Consider the following 16,111-nt stretch of genomic DNA (forward strand, 5'->3'; position numbering starts at 1 on the left):
CATACGCCAACGCCCGCTCCTGGGCGGCCCCTCGGAGCTTCCTGCGTCGAGATGCGACCTGGGAGGCACCAGCGCACGCTGGAGACACGTGCAGCACCTTCGGGAGGTGGTTGAGGATGCGACGAGCGCACGTGATCGCTGCGGCTGTTCTCCTTTCCGCAGGCCTGATCGGAGGTCCTGCTGCGGCGGCGCCGCAGGTCATCCCGGAACGCACCGAACGCGTCGTAGCGCAGGGGCCGGACGACATATGCGACTTCACGAATCGTCGGCCCACCCTCCAACAAGGTTCATCCGGGGCGGTTGTCCAGCAAGCCCAGTGCTATCTCAATGAGGCTGTAGGAGCCGGGCTGGACGTGGACGGAGACTTCGGCGGGCAGACGCGAAGCGCGGTGACGGCCTTCCAGCGATGCGCCGAAATCGTCGTCGACGGACGTATCGGAGCGCAGACCTGGTCCTTCCTTTCCTTCTGGGCCAACGACCCGGGCCGCCCCTTCTTCTGCTGACACTCGGCGAGGCGGGAGCAACGGTTGAAAACGCAGCAGCGCCCGACCCGGCCGAAGCCGACTCAGGCGCTGCGTAGCAGGTCAGAGGGCATATCCCCTGCCTACCAGCCGTAGGCCCTGTGGGACTCGAACCCACAACCAATGGATTAAAAGTCCACTGCTCTGCCAATTGAGCTAAGGGCCCAGGTGATGTTGCCCCCACGAGCATAGCCGCAGGACGGCGAGTCTCCGATCGGGTATCGGAACGTGACGGTCACACACCACCGTACGGGACGCAAAGCAGAGCGCCGTGGTCCGCCCGTCGGGGCGGGACCACGGCGCTCCACACTGCTATGCGTCAGCCGTTGCGCTTCCAGCGCGGCTTGTCCTCGCGGCGGCCGAAGGAGCCCCCGCCTCGGTGGTCGTCACGACGGCCGTTCGGGCGGTCGTGCCCGCCGGAGCGGTAGCCCGGACGGTCGTCCCGGCGGTCCCGGTTGAAGGGACGGTCGCTGCCACGGTGCCCACCGCGCTCGTCGCGGCGGAAGCCGCCACGGTCACGGTCCCGGTTGAAACCGCCCCCACGCTCGTCACGCCGCTCGAACGAACGGCCGCCACGGTCACCACCGCGGTCACGGTCGAAGGACCGCCCGCCGCGGTCGTCACGCCGGAAGCCCCCGCGCTCGCCCCGGTCACCCCGGTCGTCCCGACGGAAACCACGGTCGCGGTCGAAGGAACGCCCACCACGGTCACCACCGCGGTCACGGTCACGGTCCCGGTTGAAACCGCCCCCACGCTCGTCACGCCGCTCGAACGAACGGCCACCACGGTCGCCACCGCGGTCACGGTCGAAGGACCGGCCACCACGGTCGCCACCACGGTCACGGTCGAAGGACCGCTCCCGGTCGGCGTACCGGTCACGCCCGAAGCCGCCGCCACGCTCCTCGCGCCGCTCCCGGCGCTCGTACGACGGGGAGGACTCGGCGCGCTCCTCGCGCGCGACGTCCTGCGCGGTCGGCTGCTCCGGCACCGAGACCTCGACACCGGCCGGAACGTCCACGGCCGAGCCGGACTCACCGGCGGCCGCGGGCTCCTCGCCCCGCTCACGCGCGACCCGCGCGAGCAGCCGGTCGGCCTCCTCACGCAGCTCGGTCGCACGCCGCTGCGCCCGCTCCAGCTCCTTGGTGAGCTGGGCCACCTCGCGCTCGGCCTGCTGCGCGGAGTTGCCCACGGACTCGGCCTGGACCTCGGTCATCGACCGGGCGCCGGTGATCTCGGCGACCTCCGGGTCGAAGGCCGCGCCGCCCTGGATGATGTGGCGCGTGGCGTCGACGCCCGCGTCCTCCATCAGCCGGAAGATCTGACGCCGCTGGTGCGGGAGCGAGAGGGAGACGACGGTGCCCGTGCGGCCGGCACGCGCCGTACGGCCCGCCCGGTGCAGGTAGTCCTTGTGGTCCCCGGCCGGGTCCACGTTCAGCACCAGGTCGATGCCGTCGACGTGGATACCGCGCGCGGCGACATCCGTGGCGACCAGGACGTTGACGTAGCCGTCCTTGAAGTCGGCCAGCGTCCGCGTCCGCGCGCCCTGGGTCATGCCGCCGTGCAGCGCGTCGGCCTTCGCACCGGCGTCGCGCAGCTGCTCGGCGACGCGGTCGGCGCCCAGCTGGGTGCGGACGAAGATGATCGTGCGGCCCTTGCGGGAGGCGATGGCCGCGGTGACCGGCGCCTTGTCCTTGGGCTTCACGATGAGGATGTGGTGCGACATGGTCGTGACGGCGCCCTGGGCGGCGTCGACCTCGTGGCTGACCGGGTTGTTCAGGTACCGGTCGACCAGGGTCTTGATCTCGTTCTCCATGGTCGCGGAGAACAGCATCCGCTGGCCGCCCGCCGGAACCTGGTCCAGCAGCTCGGTGACCTCGGGCATGAAGCCCAGGTCGGACATCTGGTCGGCCTCGTCGAGAACGGCGATCTGCACGTTCTCCAGCGAGCAGGCGCCGCGGTTGATGATGTCGCGCAGCCGGCCCGGGGTGGCGACCAGGATGTCGACGCCCCGCTCCAGGGCGTAGATCTGGTTGCCCATCGACGTACCGCCGCAGACGACCTTCATCTTCAGCCCCATGACATCGCCGTAGGGCTGGAGCGCGTCGGCGACCTGCATGGCGAGCTCACGGGTCGGCGTGAGGATGACGGCGCGCGGCTTGTGCTTCTCGGTGCGGCCGCCGGCGAGCGTCGCCAGGGTCGGCAGACCGAAGGAGAGGGTCTTGCCGGAGCCGGTGCGGCCACGGCCGAGGATGTCCTTGCCGGCCAGGGCGTCCGGAATGGTCGCGGCCTGGATGGGGAAGGGGGTGGTCACGCCGTTCTGTGCGAGCTTGCGCACGACGCCCTCGGGCAGGCCGAGGTCGGCGAAAGTCACTTCGGGGGTGACGTCGGCTGCCTCGTTCTCGGGCACGACGACGTGATCAGTACTGGCGATGGACATGCGAATGCGAAACCTTCCGGAGTCTCGATCGGCACGCGCCCGTCAACTCCGTGATTCGCGATTCGCAATACGACCGCCTCAATGCGGTCCACCACGGCAAAGGAGAGTACGCGCCACACGGCGCGCTCTGTAGTGGCGCCGGGCAAGAATGGGATCAAACGATCTGCCACCATACGCACTCCGGGCCCCGCAAGGCAAACCGGACTCCACAGGAGACAGACCGGGACGCCCTCCGTCGGCCACTGGCCCGGAGAACCTCCCGCCGTTTCCAACCCACCACCCCCACACCCTGTTCCCGCCAAGTCCCCGCCGTGACGCAGCTCACCGCAGTGCTACGCCGGTTCGCCCGCCTCCGGGGCCGGCTCCCGCTGCGCCAGCTGCGGCCCGGGCGGCTCGTGCGCCGACGACGAAGGCTCCGGAGTCGGCTCGGGAGATGCCGTCGGCTCGGGCGGTGTCGGAGTGGGCTCCGGTTCGACCGTCCGGGTGGGAGTGGGCGGCGCCGGCGGCTTCGGCGTCGGCTTGGCGGGCTTCCCCGGCTTGCCGCCGCCCGGCGCGGACGCGCTCACCGCGGTGGACGGCGACGCCTCGGGAGCCGCCGACTCCCCGTGCCTGCCGCGCTCGCCCTTCCCGCCCTTCTTCCCCTTGCCCCGCCCGTGCTTGCCGTCGGCCGCCGCCGCATCGGCCCCGCCAGCGCCGCCCGACACCGCCGGCCCGCCGTCGGGCGCCTCCCCGCCGCGCTGCCCCGCGGAGTGCGACGGCTTGGCACTCCCGCCCGCGCCGTCGTCGCCGACGCTCATGCAGCCGGCGGCAGCGGCGACGGCCACGACCGTGGCGGCCAGGCGGACGGGTACGTACAAGGGGCGCACGGGGCCACCTCCGGGAAGGGTGATGGAGTCAACACCTTCAACTCCCGCCGCCCACAAGAGGACACGCGCCCCGCGTTCACATCACGCTCAGCCGTAGCCCAGGGCGTGAAGGCGCTCGTCGTCGATGCCGAAGTGGTGCGCGATCTCGTGCACCACGGTGACCTCCGTCTCCGCGACGACGTCCTCCCGCGACTCGCACATCCGCAGGGTCGGGTTCCGGTAGATCGTGATCCGGTCCGGCAATACACCGGCGTACCACTCCCCCCGGTCGGTCAGCGGGGTCCCCTCGTACAGCCCGAGCAGCTCGGGATCGTCCGCCGGCGGCTCGTCCTCGACGAACACCGCGACGTTGTCCATCAGTCGGGTCAGCTCCGGCGGAATCCGGTCGAGCGCCTCGGCGACCAGTTCCTCGAACTCCTCGCGCGTCATCTCCAGCACAGGCCCATTGTCGGCCACGACCCGGCCGTACGAGAGCCATCCGGCGTCGCATATCAGGCCCGGGACTTGGGCATACGGGATCAATGGCCCGCGTCCCCGCCGCAGTCCTGAGTGTCCTGAACCCGATCCGCAAGCCCGCGCGCGCCCTGGCCCGTCGCTACCGCTCCCGCCAGGCGCCCACCACGATCGAGCTCGTACGGCAGCCGCATCCGTGGGCCCGGGCGGCCGGACTCGTGGCCGTCGTCCTCCTCGGCGCCTGGCTGGGCCTGCTGGTCGTGGGCAACGTCCGGGTCCCGGTCGGCCCCATGAACACCACCATGACCCTGCGCCCCTCCTTCACCGGCGGCACCAAGATCAACGTCTCACCGCTGGGCGCCCTGGCGCTGGACAGCCACAACGCCCCCGTCCGCCTGGACGTGAACGTCGACCAGCTCGACCCGGATCGCTCGCAGGCCTTGGTCGACCACCCCGAACGGCTCTCCGGCCTCCAGGACGAGGTCACCGAGGACGTCGGCCGCGGCACTCTCGACCTGGCCGTCCGCTCGAGCGTCGCCGTCGTCGCCGGCGCCACCGCCCTCGGCCTCGCGGTCTACCGCCGCCCCCGCCGCGCCCTGGCCGCGGGCGGCCTCGCCCTCACCCTCCTCGCCGCCTCGGGCGGCACGGCCTACGCCACCTGGCGCCCCGACTCCGTCCTGGAGCCCAAGTTCTCCGGCCTGCTCACCTCGGCCCCCTCCCTGGTCGGCAACGCGCGCAGCATCGTCACCGAATTCGACGTCTACCAGAAGGAATTGGCCCGCCTGGTCACCAACGTGACCAAGCTCTACGACGCCACCTCGACACTCCCGGCCTATGCGCCCGACCCGTCCACCATCCGGGTCCTGCATGTCTCCGACATCCACCTCAACCCGGCGAGCTGGAAGATCATCGCCTCGCTCGTGGAGCAGTACAAGGTGGACGTGATCGTCGACTCGGGCGACACGATGGACCACGGAACGGCAGCCGAGAACGGCTTCCTGGACCCCATCGAGGACCTCGGGGCGCCCTATGTCTGGGTCCGCGGCAACCACGACTCGATGCTCACCCAGCGCTATATGGAGGACCTGAAGAACGTCCACGTCCTGGACAACGGCCGGGCGACGACGATCAAGGGCCTGCGTTTCGCGGGCATCGGTGATCCGCAGTTCACTCCGGACCGCTCAAAGCAGCTCGGCGCCGCACAGTCCCAGGAGCTGGCGGGTGCCCGGCTGGCGACGGCCCTGCGCGACCAGCGCACGGCCGGCACCCCGGTGGACGTCGCCGTCGCCCACGAACCGGCGGCGGCCCGCGAGGTCGACGGCGAGGTCCCCCTGGTCCTGGCCGGTCACTTGCACCACGACGAGACGGAGGTCCTGAAGTACGGCACCCGACTGCGCATCGAGGGCTCCACCGGCGGCAGTGGCCTGCGCGCCATCGAGGGCAAGCATCCGGACCCCATCGAGGCGTCGATCCTGTACTTCGACCGGGACTCCCGCCACCTCCAGGCCTGGGACGAGATCGAGCTGGGCGGCCTCGGCCTCACGACGGCCGAGGTCAGCCGCCATCTGCCGGAGGAGAACCAGCCCGGCGCGAGCCCGTCACCGAGCTCCCCGAGCACCCCCACGGAGGGCACCCCCTCCGCCTCCCCCTAAACCGTTTTGGCGATAGCTCCCGCCATCCCATATGCTTCTCACGTCCCCGACGCGCTGAGAAGCGCGCAGGCGGGCCGATAGCCCTCATCGTCTAGCGGCCTAGGACGCCGCCCTTTCAAGGCGGTAGCACGGGTTCGAATCCCGTTGGGGGCACGCACCACCATGTGCGACACTGTCGTACGACACGCTTGGTCCTGTGGAGCAGTTTGGAGTGCTCGCCACCCTGTCAAGGTGGAGGCCGCGGGTTCAAATCCCGTCAGGACCGCTGAGGTTTCACGTGAAACCTCGTGGCTGGGTAGCTCAGTTGGTACGAGCGTCCGCCTGAAAAGCGGAAGGTCGCCGGTTCGACCCCGGCCCCAGCCACCGCAGCCCTTCAAGGGCATGAGCCCCCTCCAGCATCGCCGGAGGGGGCTCAGTCATGTCCTGCTCCTGGCCTGGCTCATGTCGACGCCACGTCCTGCCGAGGGCCGGCCCAGGTGGTCAGGGCGGTCAGCAGTGCGTCGTGGTCGTGGTCGTCCGCGGCCCACGCGATGTAGCCGTCCGGCCGGACCAGCAGCACCGCCGGGGCCTTCGAGCGGGCGGCCGGGGTGACGGTGATCGTCCGGCCCTCCCAGCCCGTCACCTCGGGAAAACTGCTGATGAGCACGAAACGGCAGGCGCGCAGTGCCTCGTACAGCCGCGTAGGCGAGCCGGGGCCGGGGCTCGGGGCCAGTTCCAGGTCGGGAGCGCGGCGGCCGGTGAGCGGGTGGGCACCGGAGGGTGCCGGGTAGGAGATGGCGAGACCCGTCGCCTTGGCCGCCAGACGGTCGGCCACGGGTGGAATGGCGGCGGCGGCACGCGAGAGCAGGTTCATGGCGGTGCTCAGCACGGGCGAATGGATCAGCGCCAGCCGCATCATCCTGCCGCTGTCCCGGATCACTTCCCGCCCGATCGGGTGCCGCTCGGCCTGATAACCGTCGAGCAGCCGCTCCGGCGCCCACCCGCGTACCACCGCCGCCAGCCGCCAGGCGAGATTGGCGGCGTCCTGCAGGCCGGTGTTCATGCCCTGACCACCGGCCGGAGAGTGCACATGCGCGGCGTCGCCCGCGAGCAGTACCCGCCCGAGCCGGTACCGCGGCGCCTGGCGTTCGTCGGTCTGGAAGCGGGAGAGCCAGCGCGGGTCGTGCATGCCGAAGTCGGTCCCGAGGGCCTTGCGGGTGATCGTCCGTACGTCCTCCAGATCGAGAGGAGCCTCGACCGGCAACTGCCTGTCGCGGTCCCAGGCGACCACCCGGTGCCAGCCGTCGCCCAGCGGGGAGACGAAGGCGATCCCCTCCCGGACCGCGTTCGCCACCGGCATGGCCTGCGGCACGGCCAGCCGGACATCGGCGAGCATCACCGAGCGCAGGGCGGCCCGGCCGGGGAACGGAAACCCCAGCTCCCGCCGCACGACACTGTTCATGCCGTCCGCGCCGACCAGGTAACGGGCGCGGCGAGTCCGGGGTGCGCCGTGGGACCGGCGCACGGTGACGCTCACGCCGTCGGCGTCCTGCTCGACCCCGGTGACCTCCGCGCCGGCCACCACCTCGGCCCCGAGCGCCTCGGCCCGTTTCGCCAGCACCGCCTCGGTCGCGTACTGAGGGGTCAGCAGCATGAACGGGAATCTGCTCGGCAGCCGCCGCAGATCCAGCTGAGCGTCCCCGATCATCTGGAGCTTGCCGATCTGGACACCGCCGGCGACGAGTTCGTCGGCGATGCCCCGGGCGTCCAGCAGCTCCAGCGTCCGGGCATGGACCGCGAAGGCGCGGGTCAGCCGCGACCTCTCGGTGCGGCGCTCGAGCACGGTGACGGAGACGCCCGCCGCGGCCAGGTCTCCGGCGAGCATCAGACCGGTGGGACCGGCACCCACGATCAGGACTTCGGTGGCTTTGGACATGGGACGGGAGGCCCTCCCATCGTGAGCGACTGCCGTACGGCCTCCCCGCCATGCAATCCCCGCCCGAACGAGAAACGGTCAAACCTCACTCCGCGCCGGACACGGAGGGCCGGCCGTCCCCTGCCGCGGCGCCGGGACAAAACTGTTCGCCACGGATTTCCCGGGGATGAGATCCTGGATCCCGTATGTCTACGCACTCCGCCCCCGCCCTCGGCGCCCTCGCCCCCCGCCTGACCGAGCTGTCCCTGCGCGACGCGCACCGGCTCGGCCGCAGGCTCGAAGGTGCGCGCAAGATCCGTAAGCCGGAGGCCCAGGCCGCCGTGCTCGCCGAGATCGAGGCGGAGGTCGCCAAGGCCGAGGAGCGCATGGCCGGGCGGCGCACCCGTGTGCCCGAGGTCACGTACCCCGAGCAGCTGCCGGTCAGCCAGAAGAAGGACGCGATCGCCGACGCCATCCGCGACCACCAGGTCGTGATCGTCGCCGGTGAGACCGGTTCCGGGAAGACCACGCAGATCCCGAAGATCTGCATGGAGCTCGGGCGAGGCGTCCGCGGCATGATCGGGCACACCCAGCCCCGTCGTATCGCCGCCCGCACCGTCGCCGAGCGCGTGGCGGAGGAGCTGGACACCCCGCTCGGCGGGGCCGTCGGCTGGAAGGTCCGTTTCACCGACCAGGTCGACCCGGAGGCCACCTTCGTCAAGCTGATGACGGACGGCATCCTGCTCGCCGAGATCCAGACCGACCGCGAGCTGCGCGCCTACGACACGATCATCATCGACGAGGCCCACGAGCGGTCCCTCAACATCGACTTCCTGCTGGGCTACCTGGCCCAGCTGCTGCCGAAGCGGCCCGACCTCAAGGTCGTCATCACCTCGGCCACCATCGACCCCGAGCGCTTCTCCCGGCACTTCGGCGACGCCCCGATCATCGAGGTCAGCGGCCGTACGTACCCCGTGGAGGTGCGCTACCGGCCGCTCCTCGAAGAGGACTCCGACGACGCCGACCGCGACCAGATCACCGCGATCACCGACGCCGTCGAGGAGCTTCAGAGGGAGGGCAAGGGCGACATCCTCGTCTTCCTCTCCGGCGAGCGGGAGATCCGGGACACGGCCGACGCGCTGACGAAGAAGCAGTACAGATTCACCGAGATCCTGCCCCTCTACGCCCGGCTGTCCCACGCCGAGCAGCACCGTGTCTTCCAGCCGCACACCGGACGCAGGATCGTTCTGGCGACCAACGTCGCCGAGACCTCCCTCACCGTCCCGGGCATCAAGTACGTCATCGACCCGGGCTTCGCGCGGATCTCCCGCTACAGCCACCGCACCAAGGTCCAGCGCCTCCCCATCGAGCCGGTCTCCCAGGCCAGCGCCAACCAGCGCAAGGGCCGCTGCGGCCGTACGTCCGACGGCATCTGCATCCGCCTCTACAGCGAGGACGACTTCAACGCCCGCCCGGAGTTCACGGACGCGGAGATCCTCCGTACGAACCTCGCCTCCGTCATCCTGCAGATGACCGCGGCCGGCCTCGGCGACATCGAGAAGTTCCCCTTCATCGACCCGCCGGACCACCGCAACATCCGCGACGGCGTGCAGCTCCTCCAGGAGCTCGGCGCCTTCGACCCGGCCCAGAAGGATCTGCGCAAGCGGCTCACGCAGACCGGCCGCAAGCTCGCCCAGCTGCCGGTCGACCCCCGGCTGGCCCGAATGGTGCTGGAGGCCGACCGCAACGGCTGTGTCCGCGAGGTCATGGTCATAGCCGCCGCGCTGTCCATCCAGGATCCGCGCGAGCGCCCCTCCGACAAACAGGCGCAGGCCGACCAGCAGCACGCCCGTTTCAAGGACGAGACCAGCGACTTCCTGGCCTTCCTCAACCTCTGGCGCTACGTCCGCGAGCAGCAGAAGGAGCGGGGCTCGTCCTCCTTCCGCCGGATGTGCAAGCAGGAGTACCTCAACTTCCTTCGCATCCGCGAATGGCAGGACATCTACAGCCAGTTGCGCACGGTCGCGAAGCAGATGGGCATCCACCTCAACGAGGACGACGCCCCGGCCGACCGCATCCACGTCTCCCTCCTCGCGGGCCTGCTCTCCCACATCGGCATGAAGGACGTGAAGGACGCCGGTGGGGAGGGCGGGAGGAACACAGGCAAGAACGAGTACCTGGGGGCGCGGAACGCCAAGTTCGCGGTCTTCCCCGGCTCGGCCCTCTTCAAGAAGCCCCCGCGCTTCGTGATGTCCGCCGAACTGGTCGAGACGTCCCGCCTCTGGGCCCGCGTCAACGCGAAGATCGAGCCCGAGTGGGTCGAACCCCTCGCCGCCCACCTCCTCAAGCGCACCTACAGCGAACCGCACTGGGAGAAGGACCAGGCCGCGGTGATGGCCTACGAGAAGGTCACGCTGTACGGCGTACCGATCGTGGCGCAGCGCAAGGTCAACTACGGCCGGATCGACCCGGAGGTCAGCCGCGAGCTGTTCATCCGGAACGCGCTCGTCGAGGGCGACTGGCGCACGCACCACAAGTTCTTCTCGGACAACCGCAGGCTCCTCACCGAGGTCGAGGAGCTGGAGCACCGGGCCCGGCGCCGGGACATCCTGGTCGACGACGAGACGCTGTTCGACTTCTACGACCAGAAGATCCCCGAACACGTCGTCTCCGGCGCCCACTTCGACTCCTGGTGGAAGCGCAAGCGGCACGAGCAGCCCGACTTCCTCGACTTCGAGCGCGAGATGCTCATCAACGAGAAGGCGAGCGAGGTCACCAAGGCCGACTACCCGGACTCCTGGCGCCAGGGGAACCTCAAGTTCCGTGTGACGTACCAGTTCGAGCCGGGCGCGGACGCCGACGGCGTGACCGTCCACATCCCGCTCCAGGTCCTCAACCAGGTCACGGACGAGGGCTTCGACTGGCAGATCCCGGGCCTGCGGGAAGAAGTCGTCATGGAGCTCATCCGGTCCCTGCCCAAGCCGATCCGCCGCCACTACGTCCCCGCGCCGAACTACGCGAAGGCGTTCCTGGACAGCGCGGTCCCGCTCCAGGAACCGCTCACGACCACGATGACCCGCGAACTGCGGCGCATGGTCGGCGTCCCGTTCGAGGCGGACGACTTCGACTGGTCCAAGGTCCCCGACCACCTCAAGGTCACGTTCCGGATCGTCGACGAGCGGCGCCGCAAGCTCGCGGAGGACAAGGACCTGGAGGCACTGAAGCTGCAGCTGCGGCCGAAGGCCCGCAAGGCCCTCTCCCAGGCCGCGGCGGCCACCGCGGAACGCCAGGGCGGCGAGTCCCTGGAGCGCCAGGGCCTCACCGACTGGACGATCGGCACGCTCACCCGTGTCTTCGAGACCCGGCGGGCCGGCCAGCCGGTGAAGGCGTATCCGGCGCTGGTCGACGACGGTGACACGGTCTCCGTACGCCTCTTCGACACGGAGGCGGAGCAGGCACAGGCCATGTGGAAGGGCACGCGCCGCCTGATCCTCCGCAACATCCCGGTGAACCCGGCGAAGTTCGCCTCCGAGAAGCTGACGAACGCGCAGAAGCTGGCACTGTCGGCGAATCCGCACGGCTCCATCCAGGGCCTGTTCGACGACTGCGCGATGGCGGCCGCCGACAAGCTGATCGCGGACTTCGGCGGGCCGGCGTGGGACGAGGAGTCCTACCGGAAGCTGTACGACAAGGTCCGCGCGGAGATCGTCGACACCACGGTCCGTACGGTGGGCCAGGTGCAGCAGGTCCTGGCCGCCTGGCAGGCCTGTGAGCGCCGTCTGAAGGGCGTACGCAGCCCGGCGCTGCTGCCGAACCTCCAGGACGTGCGCAAGCATCTGGACGCCCTCGTGAAGCCGGGTTTCGTGACGGAGGCGGGGCTGCGGCGCCAGCCGGACCTGATGCGCTATCTGGTGGCGGCGGACCGGCGGCTGCAGCAGATGCCGGCGAACGTCCAGCGGGACACGACGCGGATGCAGAAGGTCCACGAGATGCAGGACGAGTACGCCTGGCTGCTGGAGCAGATGCCGCAGGGCCGGCCGGTCCCCTCGTCGGTCCTGGACATCCGCTGGATGATCGAGGAGCTCCGGGTCAGCTACTTCGCCCATGCGCTGGGGACGGCGTACCCCGTCTCCGACAAGCGGATCGTCAAGGCGATCGACGCGGAAGTGCCGTAATCGCCCGTGCACGTGGGGTGAGTTCGCGCAGGGCCCCACCCCTCCTGTACAGTCTCTTCTCGCAGCGCAACGCAAGAATCGCACTGCGAAACCTGGTCCTGTGGAGCAGTTTGGAGTGCTCGCCACCCTGTCAAGGTGGAGGCCGCGGGTTCAAATCCCGTCAGGACCGCAGTAAAGAGCCCGGATCTTCGGATCCGGGCTCTTTTTCGTGCGCCCTGGCCTCCGTGAAAGCCACTCGGGCTCCCTCACGCCGTCTTGACGGGCTCTCGTTCGCTCGGTACCCAGAAACCAGGGCCGTTCCCCGTGCGGCCTCCTGGAGGTGGCGTATGGCGGCATCGGCTAGGCACGAGACGCGGGCCCTGCTCCGCGCGCATCTGTCGGCCGCGTCGTCGTACCGGCACCTCACACGTCACTGCCCGATCTGCCACCACCTGCTGCGGCTGGCGATGGAGACCGCTCCGGGCCGGCCCCAACACCCGTCTGAGCATGGGGTGCTGGAGCCGGAGGCTCCACTACCGCACCCGCGTCAGGCCTAACAAGCCGATTGGTATGTGACGGGTGTCACTGCATGAGTTTTGGAAAGTGCGGTATTTACACCCCACCTACAACAGGTCAATTTAATATGTGCAATTGCACCCCACCCGGAGTGCCGCACACAGGAGATCCGACACCCCTCCCCAGACTCCGACAAGGCCACTCACAGCAGGCCCGGCAGACCGGCGGTCGGCGCACAAAAAAGATCGCGCTGGACCCGGCGGAGTCCAACGCGATCTACGACGCACCCTGTTACGTGCCTGCGAAGCTCTGACTGGCTTGGGCGTGGGGCCTGTTGGGGCAGGACCCGCGTCGCTTGGAGCTAGGGTTCCGGACGCCGCGGCCAGTGGGGGACCAGCCGGTTTGTCCGGTATTCAATTGTTCAGGCCTCGCTGCGCTGCTGCGGAATGCCCGCGAGCAGAGCGCGGACCTCAGCCTCGCGGTAGCGCCGATGCCCGCCGAGCGTGCGGATCGACGTGAGCTTGCCGGCCTTCGCCCACCGCGTGACCGTCTTCGGGTCCACACGGAACATGGTGGCGACCTCAGCCGGGGTCAGCAGCGGCTCGGCATCAGGGGTGCGAGCGGTCATGAGCGGCCTCCTCGGGAGAACCGAACCTTCTCGGTTCTTTCCTCTAAATTCTGCACCTTGACCCGCGTTGCCCGAAATGGCGGACGCGAGTCGAGTCGGTTATAGGACGAACGGCTTGTCCTCGGCACTACAACTACACCATCCGTCCAGCCTCGTCGGCCAAACCGATGGAATTGCCCCTCCAGGTGTTCATCAGCGACGGAAGCCGATGGACCATGCCATAGCGGACAGTCACGCCGCTGTGACGATCAGTCACAGCGGCGATCAGGAGTCACAAGACCCCCCAAAGCGTGCAATGCTGAGATTCCGCCCATAGTGCAGCACTACGGGACGGAAGGAGCCCCCCGGACTCCTTGTCCTATTTTGGCATGAGGAGGGGCAAGGGGCGCAAGAGCCACGTACGTGTAGTCCGTCACGCTTGGCCAACTTGAGAGGTACGCCCGGATCGGGTCCTACGTCCCTTGTTGACGAAGCCTCAGGAAACGCACAGTCCGCTTCAGGAAGTCGGTGCGAGGACAAAACCTCAAATCGGGCGGTTCGTCAAACGTCAGTTCGTGACCGACCGCGAGCCGTCCGTAGGGATCACAAGGTCAGAGGTCAGTTGGCCGACCGAAGATCCCGCACGGAACGCCACCGCTCGACCAGCCGCGCGTACGCCGCCCCCGCGGCCGTCCCGTCGCCCCGGCGCAGCGCGGCGATCCCCTCGGCCACGTCCGCCGCCGAGTGGTCGTCCTCCAGCGCCCCGGCGGGCACGGCGTGCACCAGACCGCCGTAGTCCAGCTCCACGAGCGAGCGCGGGTGGAACTCCTCCAGCCAGCGTCCGACGTCCACCAGGCCGTCGATCAGCGGCCCCTCGTCCATGGCCTCCTTCAGGGCCCGCAGACCCCGGGCCACGCGCCGCCGGGCCTGGACCATCGGGGTGCGGTAGCGCAGCACGGGCGGGCTGTCGACCGAGGCGCCCTTGTCGTACTCACGCTCCTCGTCGGAGACCAGCACGAACCAGTTGATCGGCACCTGCCAGGTCGCCGTACGGATCCACGGCCGGGCGTCCGGGTTGATCGCCAGCCAGCGCTCGTAGTCCTGGGTGGCCTGGTCCCGCAGGAAGGGCGGCAGGACCGCGTCCAGGACCGGCTGCGGGAGCTCCTCGGAGAGCTCGTCCAGGGCCTGCCAGCCGCGCAGCCGGGTGCGCCAGGGACAGACGCAGACGACGCCGTCGACGTCGAGCACGAAGGCGTCCTCGCTCTCGTGCACCGGCACCGGGACCGGCGGGGTGGGCGCCAAGTCGGCCAGGGCACGACGGAGTTCGTCCTGGTACGAGGGACGGTCCGTACGGCGCGCGTAGCGGGCCCAGTGGCCGCGCTCCGGTTCGGGGAAGGCGGCCAGCGGTTCGTACACGCGCAGGTAGGTCGCGTAGGGGACGATCACCGAGGACACCTTGGGCACGCCTGCTCCCTCCCCCGCGCTCCGTCGCGAAAACCTGCCGAACCCACTCACGAACGCACGGGAAGACTATGCAAATCGTCGCACGGCTGTACTCCGCACGGAGGGGATCCTGTGCGCGGTGCCTCCGATGGGCGCACCAGGCTCTAATCTCATGCTCAACAGCTCCCGCCACCCATACGGGAGCCCAGCCCCACCCGCCGCAACTTACTCAGGAGTCACCACAGTGACCGACGTAGCCGGCGCGCCTGCTGATGTACTGCACACCCTGTTCCACTCGGACCAGGGGGGTCATGAGCAAGTCGTGCTCTGCCAGGACCGCGCGAGCGGCCTCAAGGCCGTCATCGCCCTCCACTCCACCGCCCTGGGCCCCGCGCTCGGCGGTACGCGCTTCTACCCGTACGCCAACGAGGCCGAGGCCGTCGCCGACGCGCTGAACCTCGCGCGCGGGATGTCGTACAAGAACGCCATGGCCGGTCTCGACCACGGCGGCGGCAAGGCCGTGATCATCGGCGACCCGGAGCGGATCAAGAGCGAGGAGCTGCTGCTCGCCTACGGCCGCTTCGTGGCCTCCCTCGGCGGCCGCTACGTCACCGCCTGCGACGTCGGTACGTACGTCGCCGACATGGACGTCGTGGCCCGCGAGTGCCGCTGGACGACCGGCCGCTCCCCCGAGAACGGCGGCGCCGGGGACTCCTCCGTCCTCACCGCCTACGGCGTCTACCAGGGCATGCGCGCCTCCGCCCAGCACCTGTGGGGCGACCCGACGCTGCGCGCGAAGCGGGTCGGCATCGCCGGTGTCGGCAAGGTCGGCCACCACCTGGTGGAGCACCTGGTGAAGGAGGGCGCCGAGGTCTTCGTCACGGACGTGCGCGAGGACGCCGTGCGGCGGGTCACCGAGCGGCACCGGGACGTGATCGCCGTCAAGGACACCGCGGAGCTGATCCGGGTCGACGGGCTGAGCATCTACGCCCCCTGCGCGCTCGGCGGCGCCCTGGACGACGACACCGTGCCCGTGCTGACCGCCGAGGTGGTCTGCGGGGCCGCCAACAACCAGCTCGCCCACCCGGGTGTGGAGAAGGACCTCGCCGACCGCGGGATCCTCTACGCGCCGGACTACGTGGTGAACGCCGGCGGGGTCATCCAGGTGGCCGACGAGCTGCACGGCTTCGACTTCGAACGGTGCAAGGCCAAGGCGGCGAAGATCTACGACACGACGCTGGCCATATTCGCACGTGCGAAGGAGGACGGCATTCCGCCGGCCGCCGCGGCCGACCGGATCGCCGAGCAGCGGATGCACGACGCGGCCATGGCCCGCCGGGCGCGCTGAACCGGAGGCGGATACGGGACTGACCCGGAGGGGTCTCGTACGTTTGGCCGGTACCCGTCGGTGGGCAGTTAGAGAGAACTCTCACTTCTACCGGCGGGTCGACCGCCGATAAGTGGTTAAAATCGCGGTTGACCAGCGAGGACGGGGCGCCTCGAGGGTCCTGGGCGCGGGCACGTCATGCGGGCGACGTACCGTATGGGCGCGGGCTCAGGTACCGTGG

The 16,111-nt window shown here is 69.7% G+C and carries 11 protein-coding genes and 5 tRNA genes; 9 read left to right on the plus strand and 7 right to left on the minus strand.

Annotation, left to right across the window (positions count from 1 at the left end; genetic code table 11):
• Positions 1 to 116 precede the first annotated feature (116 nt).
• Entirely contained in the window at positions 117 to 503 is a 387-nt protein-coding gene (locus AC07DF_RS11660) for a peptidoglycan-binding domain-containing protein (RefSeq protein WP_478969572.1), read from the plus strand.
• Positions 504 to 614: 111 nt separating this feature from the next.
• Here the strand turns inward: AC07DF_RS11660 and AC07DF_RS11665 are convergent.
• The 4 genes from AC07DF_RS11665 to AC07DF_RS11680 all read right to left on the minus strand — a co-directional run bounded on the left by AC07DF_RS11665 (position 615) and on the right by AC07DF_RS11680 (position 4,262).
• Positions 615 to 687, minus strand: a tRNA-Lys gene (locus AC07DF_RS11665).
• Between the two features lie 153 nt (positions 688 to 840).
• Positions 841 to 2,958, minus strand: coding sequence for a DEAD/DEAH box helicase (locus AC07DF_RS11670; protein ID WP_478969574.1), 2,118 nt, complete (start codon positions 2,956 to 2,958; stop codon positions 841 to 843).
• A gap of 332 nt (positions 2,959 to 3,290) precedes the next feature.
• A complete protein-coding gene (locus AC07DF_RS11675; RefSeq protein ID WP_478969576.1) occupies positions 3,291 to 3,824 on the minus strand; it encodes a hypothetical protein in 534 nt (177 codons plus the stop codon).
• Positions 3,825 to 3,911: 87 nt separating this feature from the next.
• Positions 3,912 to 4,262, minus strand: a complete 351-nt coding sequence (locus AC07DF_RS11680; protein ID WP_184593542.1) for a metallopeptidase family protein — start codon at positions 4,260 to 4,262, stop codon at positions 3,912 to 3,914.
• Positions 4,263 to 4,345: 83 nt separating this feature from the next.
• Between AC07DF_RS11680 and AC07DF_RS11685 the strand changes: the two genes are divergently transcribed.
• The 4 genes from AC07DF_RS11685 (at position 4,346) to AC07DF_RS11700 (ending at position 6,292) form a co-directional block, all read left to right on the plus strand.
• A complete protein-coding gene (locus tag AC07DF_RS11685) occupies positions 4,346 to 5,929 on the plus strand; it encodes a metallophosphoesterase family protein (RefSeq protein WP_478969578.1) in 1,584 nt (527 codons plus the stop codon).
• An 80-nt stretch (positions 5,930 to 6,009) separates the two neighbouring features.
• Positions 6,010 to 6,082: transfer RNA gene (locus tag AC07DF_RS11690), tRNA-Glu, on the plus strand.
• 37 nt (positions 6,083 to 6,119) lie between these two features.
• Positions 6,120 to 6,194: transfer RNA gene (locus AC07DF_RS11695), tRNA-Asp, on the plus strand.
• 24 nt (positions 6,195 to 6,218) lie between these two features.
• Positions 6,219 to 6,292, plus strand: a tRNA-Phe gene (locus AC07DF_RS11700).
• A 76-nt stretch (positions 6,293 to 6,368) separates the two neighbouring features.
• Here AC07DF_RS11700 and AC07DF_RS11705 read toward each other — a convergent pair.
• Positions 6,369 to 7,844, minus strand: coding sequence for an FAD-dependent monooxygenase (locus tag AC07DF_RS11705; RefSeq protein WP_478969580.1), 1,476 nt, complete (start codon positions 7,842 to 7,844; stop codon positions 6,369 to 6,371).
• A 185-nt stretch (positions 7,845 to 8,029) separates the two neighbouring features.
• On the opposite strand from AC07DF_RS11705, the gene hrpA reads away from it, so the two are divergent.
• From hrpA to AC07DF_RS11720, 3 genes are all read left to right on the plus strand, one after another.
• On the plus strand, positions 8,030 to 11,998 hold the full coding sequence (gene hrpA / locus AC07DF_RS11710; RefSeq protein ID WP_478969582.1) for an ATP-dependent RNA helicase HrpA: 3,969 nt from the start codon (positions 8,030 to 8,032) through the stop codon (positions 11,996 to 11,998).
• 94 nt (positions 11,999 to 12,092) lie between these two features.
• Positions 12,093 to 12,167 (plus strand) — tRNA-Asp (locus AC07DF_RS11715).
• 157 nt (positions 12,168 to 12,324) lie between these two features.
• The gene (locus tag AC07DF_RS11720; RefSeq protein WP_478969583.1) at positions 12,325 to 12,534 is read left to right on the plus strand and encodes a DUF6274 family protein; all 210 of its coding nucleotides are present in this window, start codon (positions 12,325 to 12,327) and stop codon (positions 12,532 to 12,534) included.
• A gap of 380 nt (positions 12,535 to 12,914) precedes the next feature.
• Here the strand turns inward: AC07DF_RS11720 and bldC are convergent, their stop codons facing one another.
• Positions 12,915 to 13,121: a developmental transcriptional regulator BldC gene (gene bldC, locus AC07DF_RS11725; RefSeq protein ID WP_003949541.1), complete on the minus strand. Its 207-nt coding sequence runs from the start codon at positions 13,119 to 13,121 to the stop codon at positions 12,915 to 12,917.
• Between the two features lie 597 nt (positions 13,122 to 13,718).
• Positions 13,719 to 14,564 (minus strand): DUF8083 family protein, encoded by an 846-nt coding sequence (locus tag AC07DF_RS11730; RefSeq protein WP_478969585.1) that lies wholly within the window; start codon positions 14,562 to 14,564, stop codon positions 13,719 to 13,721.
• 223 nt (positions 14,565 to 14,787) lie between these two features.
• Here AC07DF_RS11730 and AC07DF_RS11735 point away from each other — a divergent pair, with 223 nt between their 5' ends.
• A complete protein-coding gene (locus tag AC07DF_RS11735) occupies positions 14,788 to 15,891 on the plus strand; it encodes a Leu/Phe/Val dehydrogenase (protein ID WP_478969587.1) in 1,104 nt (367 codons plus the stop codon).
• The last annotated feature ends 220 nt before the right edge of the window (positions 15,892 to 16,111 follow it).

The sequence above is a fragment of the Streptomyces sp. NPDC044719 genome, assembly GCF_056433405.1.

Excerpts from the sequence above, each read along its gene's own strand:
- AC07DF_RS11660 (WP_478969572.1), top strand. The coding sequence starts at position 117 with ATGCGACGAGCGCACGTGATCGCTGCGGCTGTTCTCCTTTCCGCAGGC.
- AC07DF_RS11670 (WP_478969574.1), bottom strand. The coding sequence starts at position 2,958 with ATGTCCATCGCCAGTACTGATCACGTCGTCGTGCCCGAGAACGAGGCA.
- AC07DF_RS11685 (WP_478969578.1), top strand. The coding sequence starts at position 4,346 with ATGGCCCGCGTCCCCGCCGCAGTCCTGAGTGTCCTGAACCCGATCCGC.
- AC07DF_RS11705 (WP_478969580.1), bottom strand. The coding sequence starts at position 7,844 with ATGTCCAAAGCCACCGAAGTCCTGATCGTGGGTGCCGGTCCCACCGGT.
- hrpA (WP_478969582.1), top strand. The coding sequence starts at position 8,030 with ATGTCTACGCACTCCGCCCCCGCCCTCGGCGCCCTCGCCCCCCGCCTG.
- AC07DF_RS11720 (WP_478969583.1), top strand. The coding sequence starts at position 12,325 with ATGGCGGCATCGGCTAGGCACGAGACGCGGGCCCTGCTCCGCGCGCAT.
- bldC (WP_003949541.1), bottom strand. The coding sequence starts at position 13,121 with ATGACCGCTCGCACCCCTGATGCCGAGCCGCTGCTGACCCCGGCTGAG.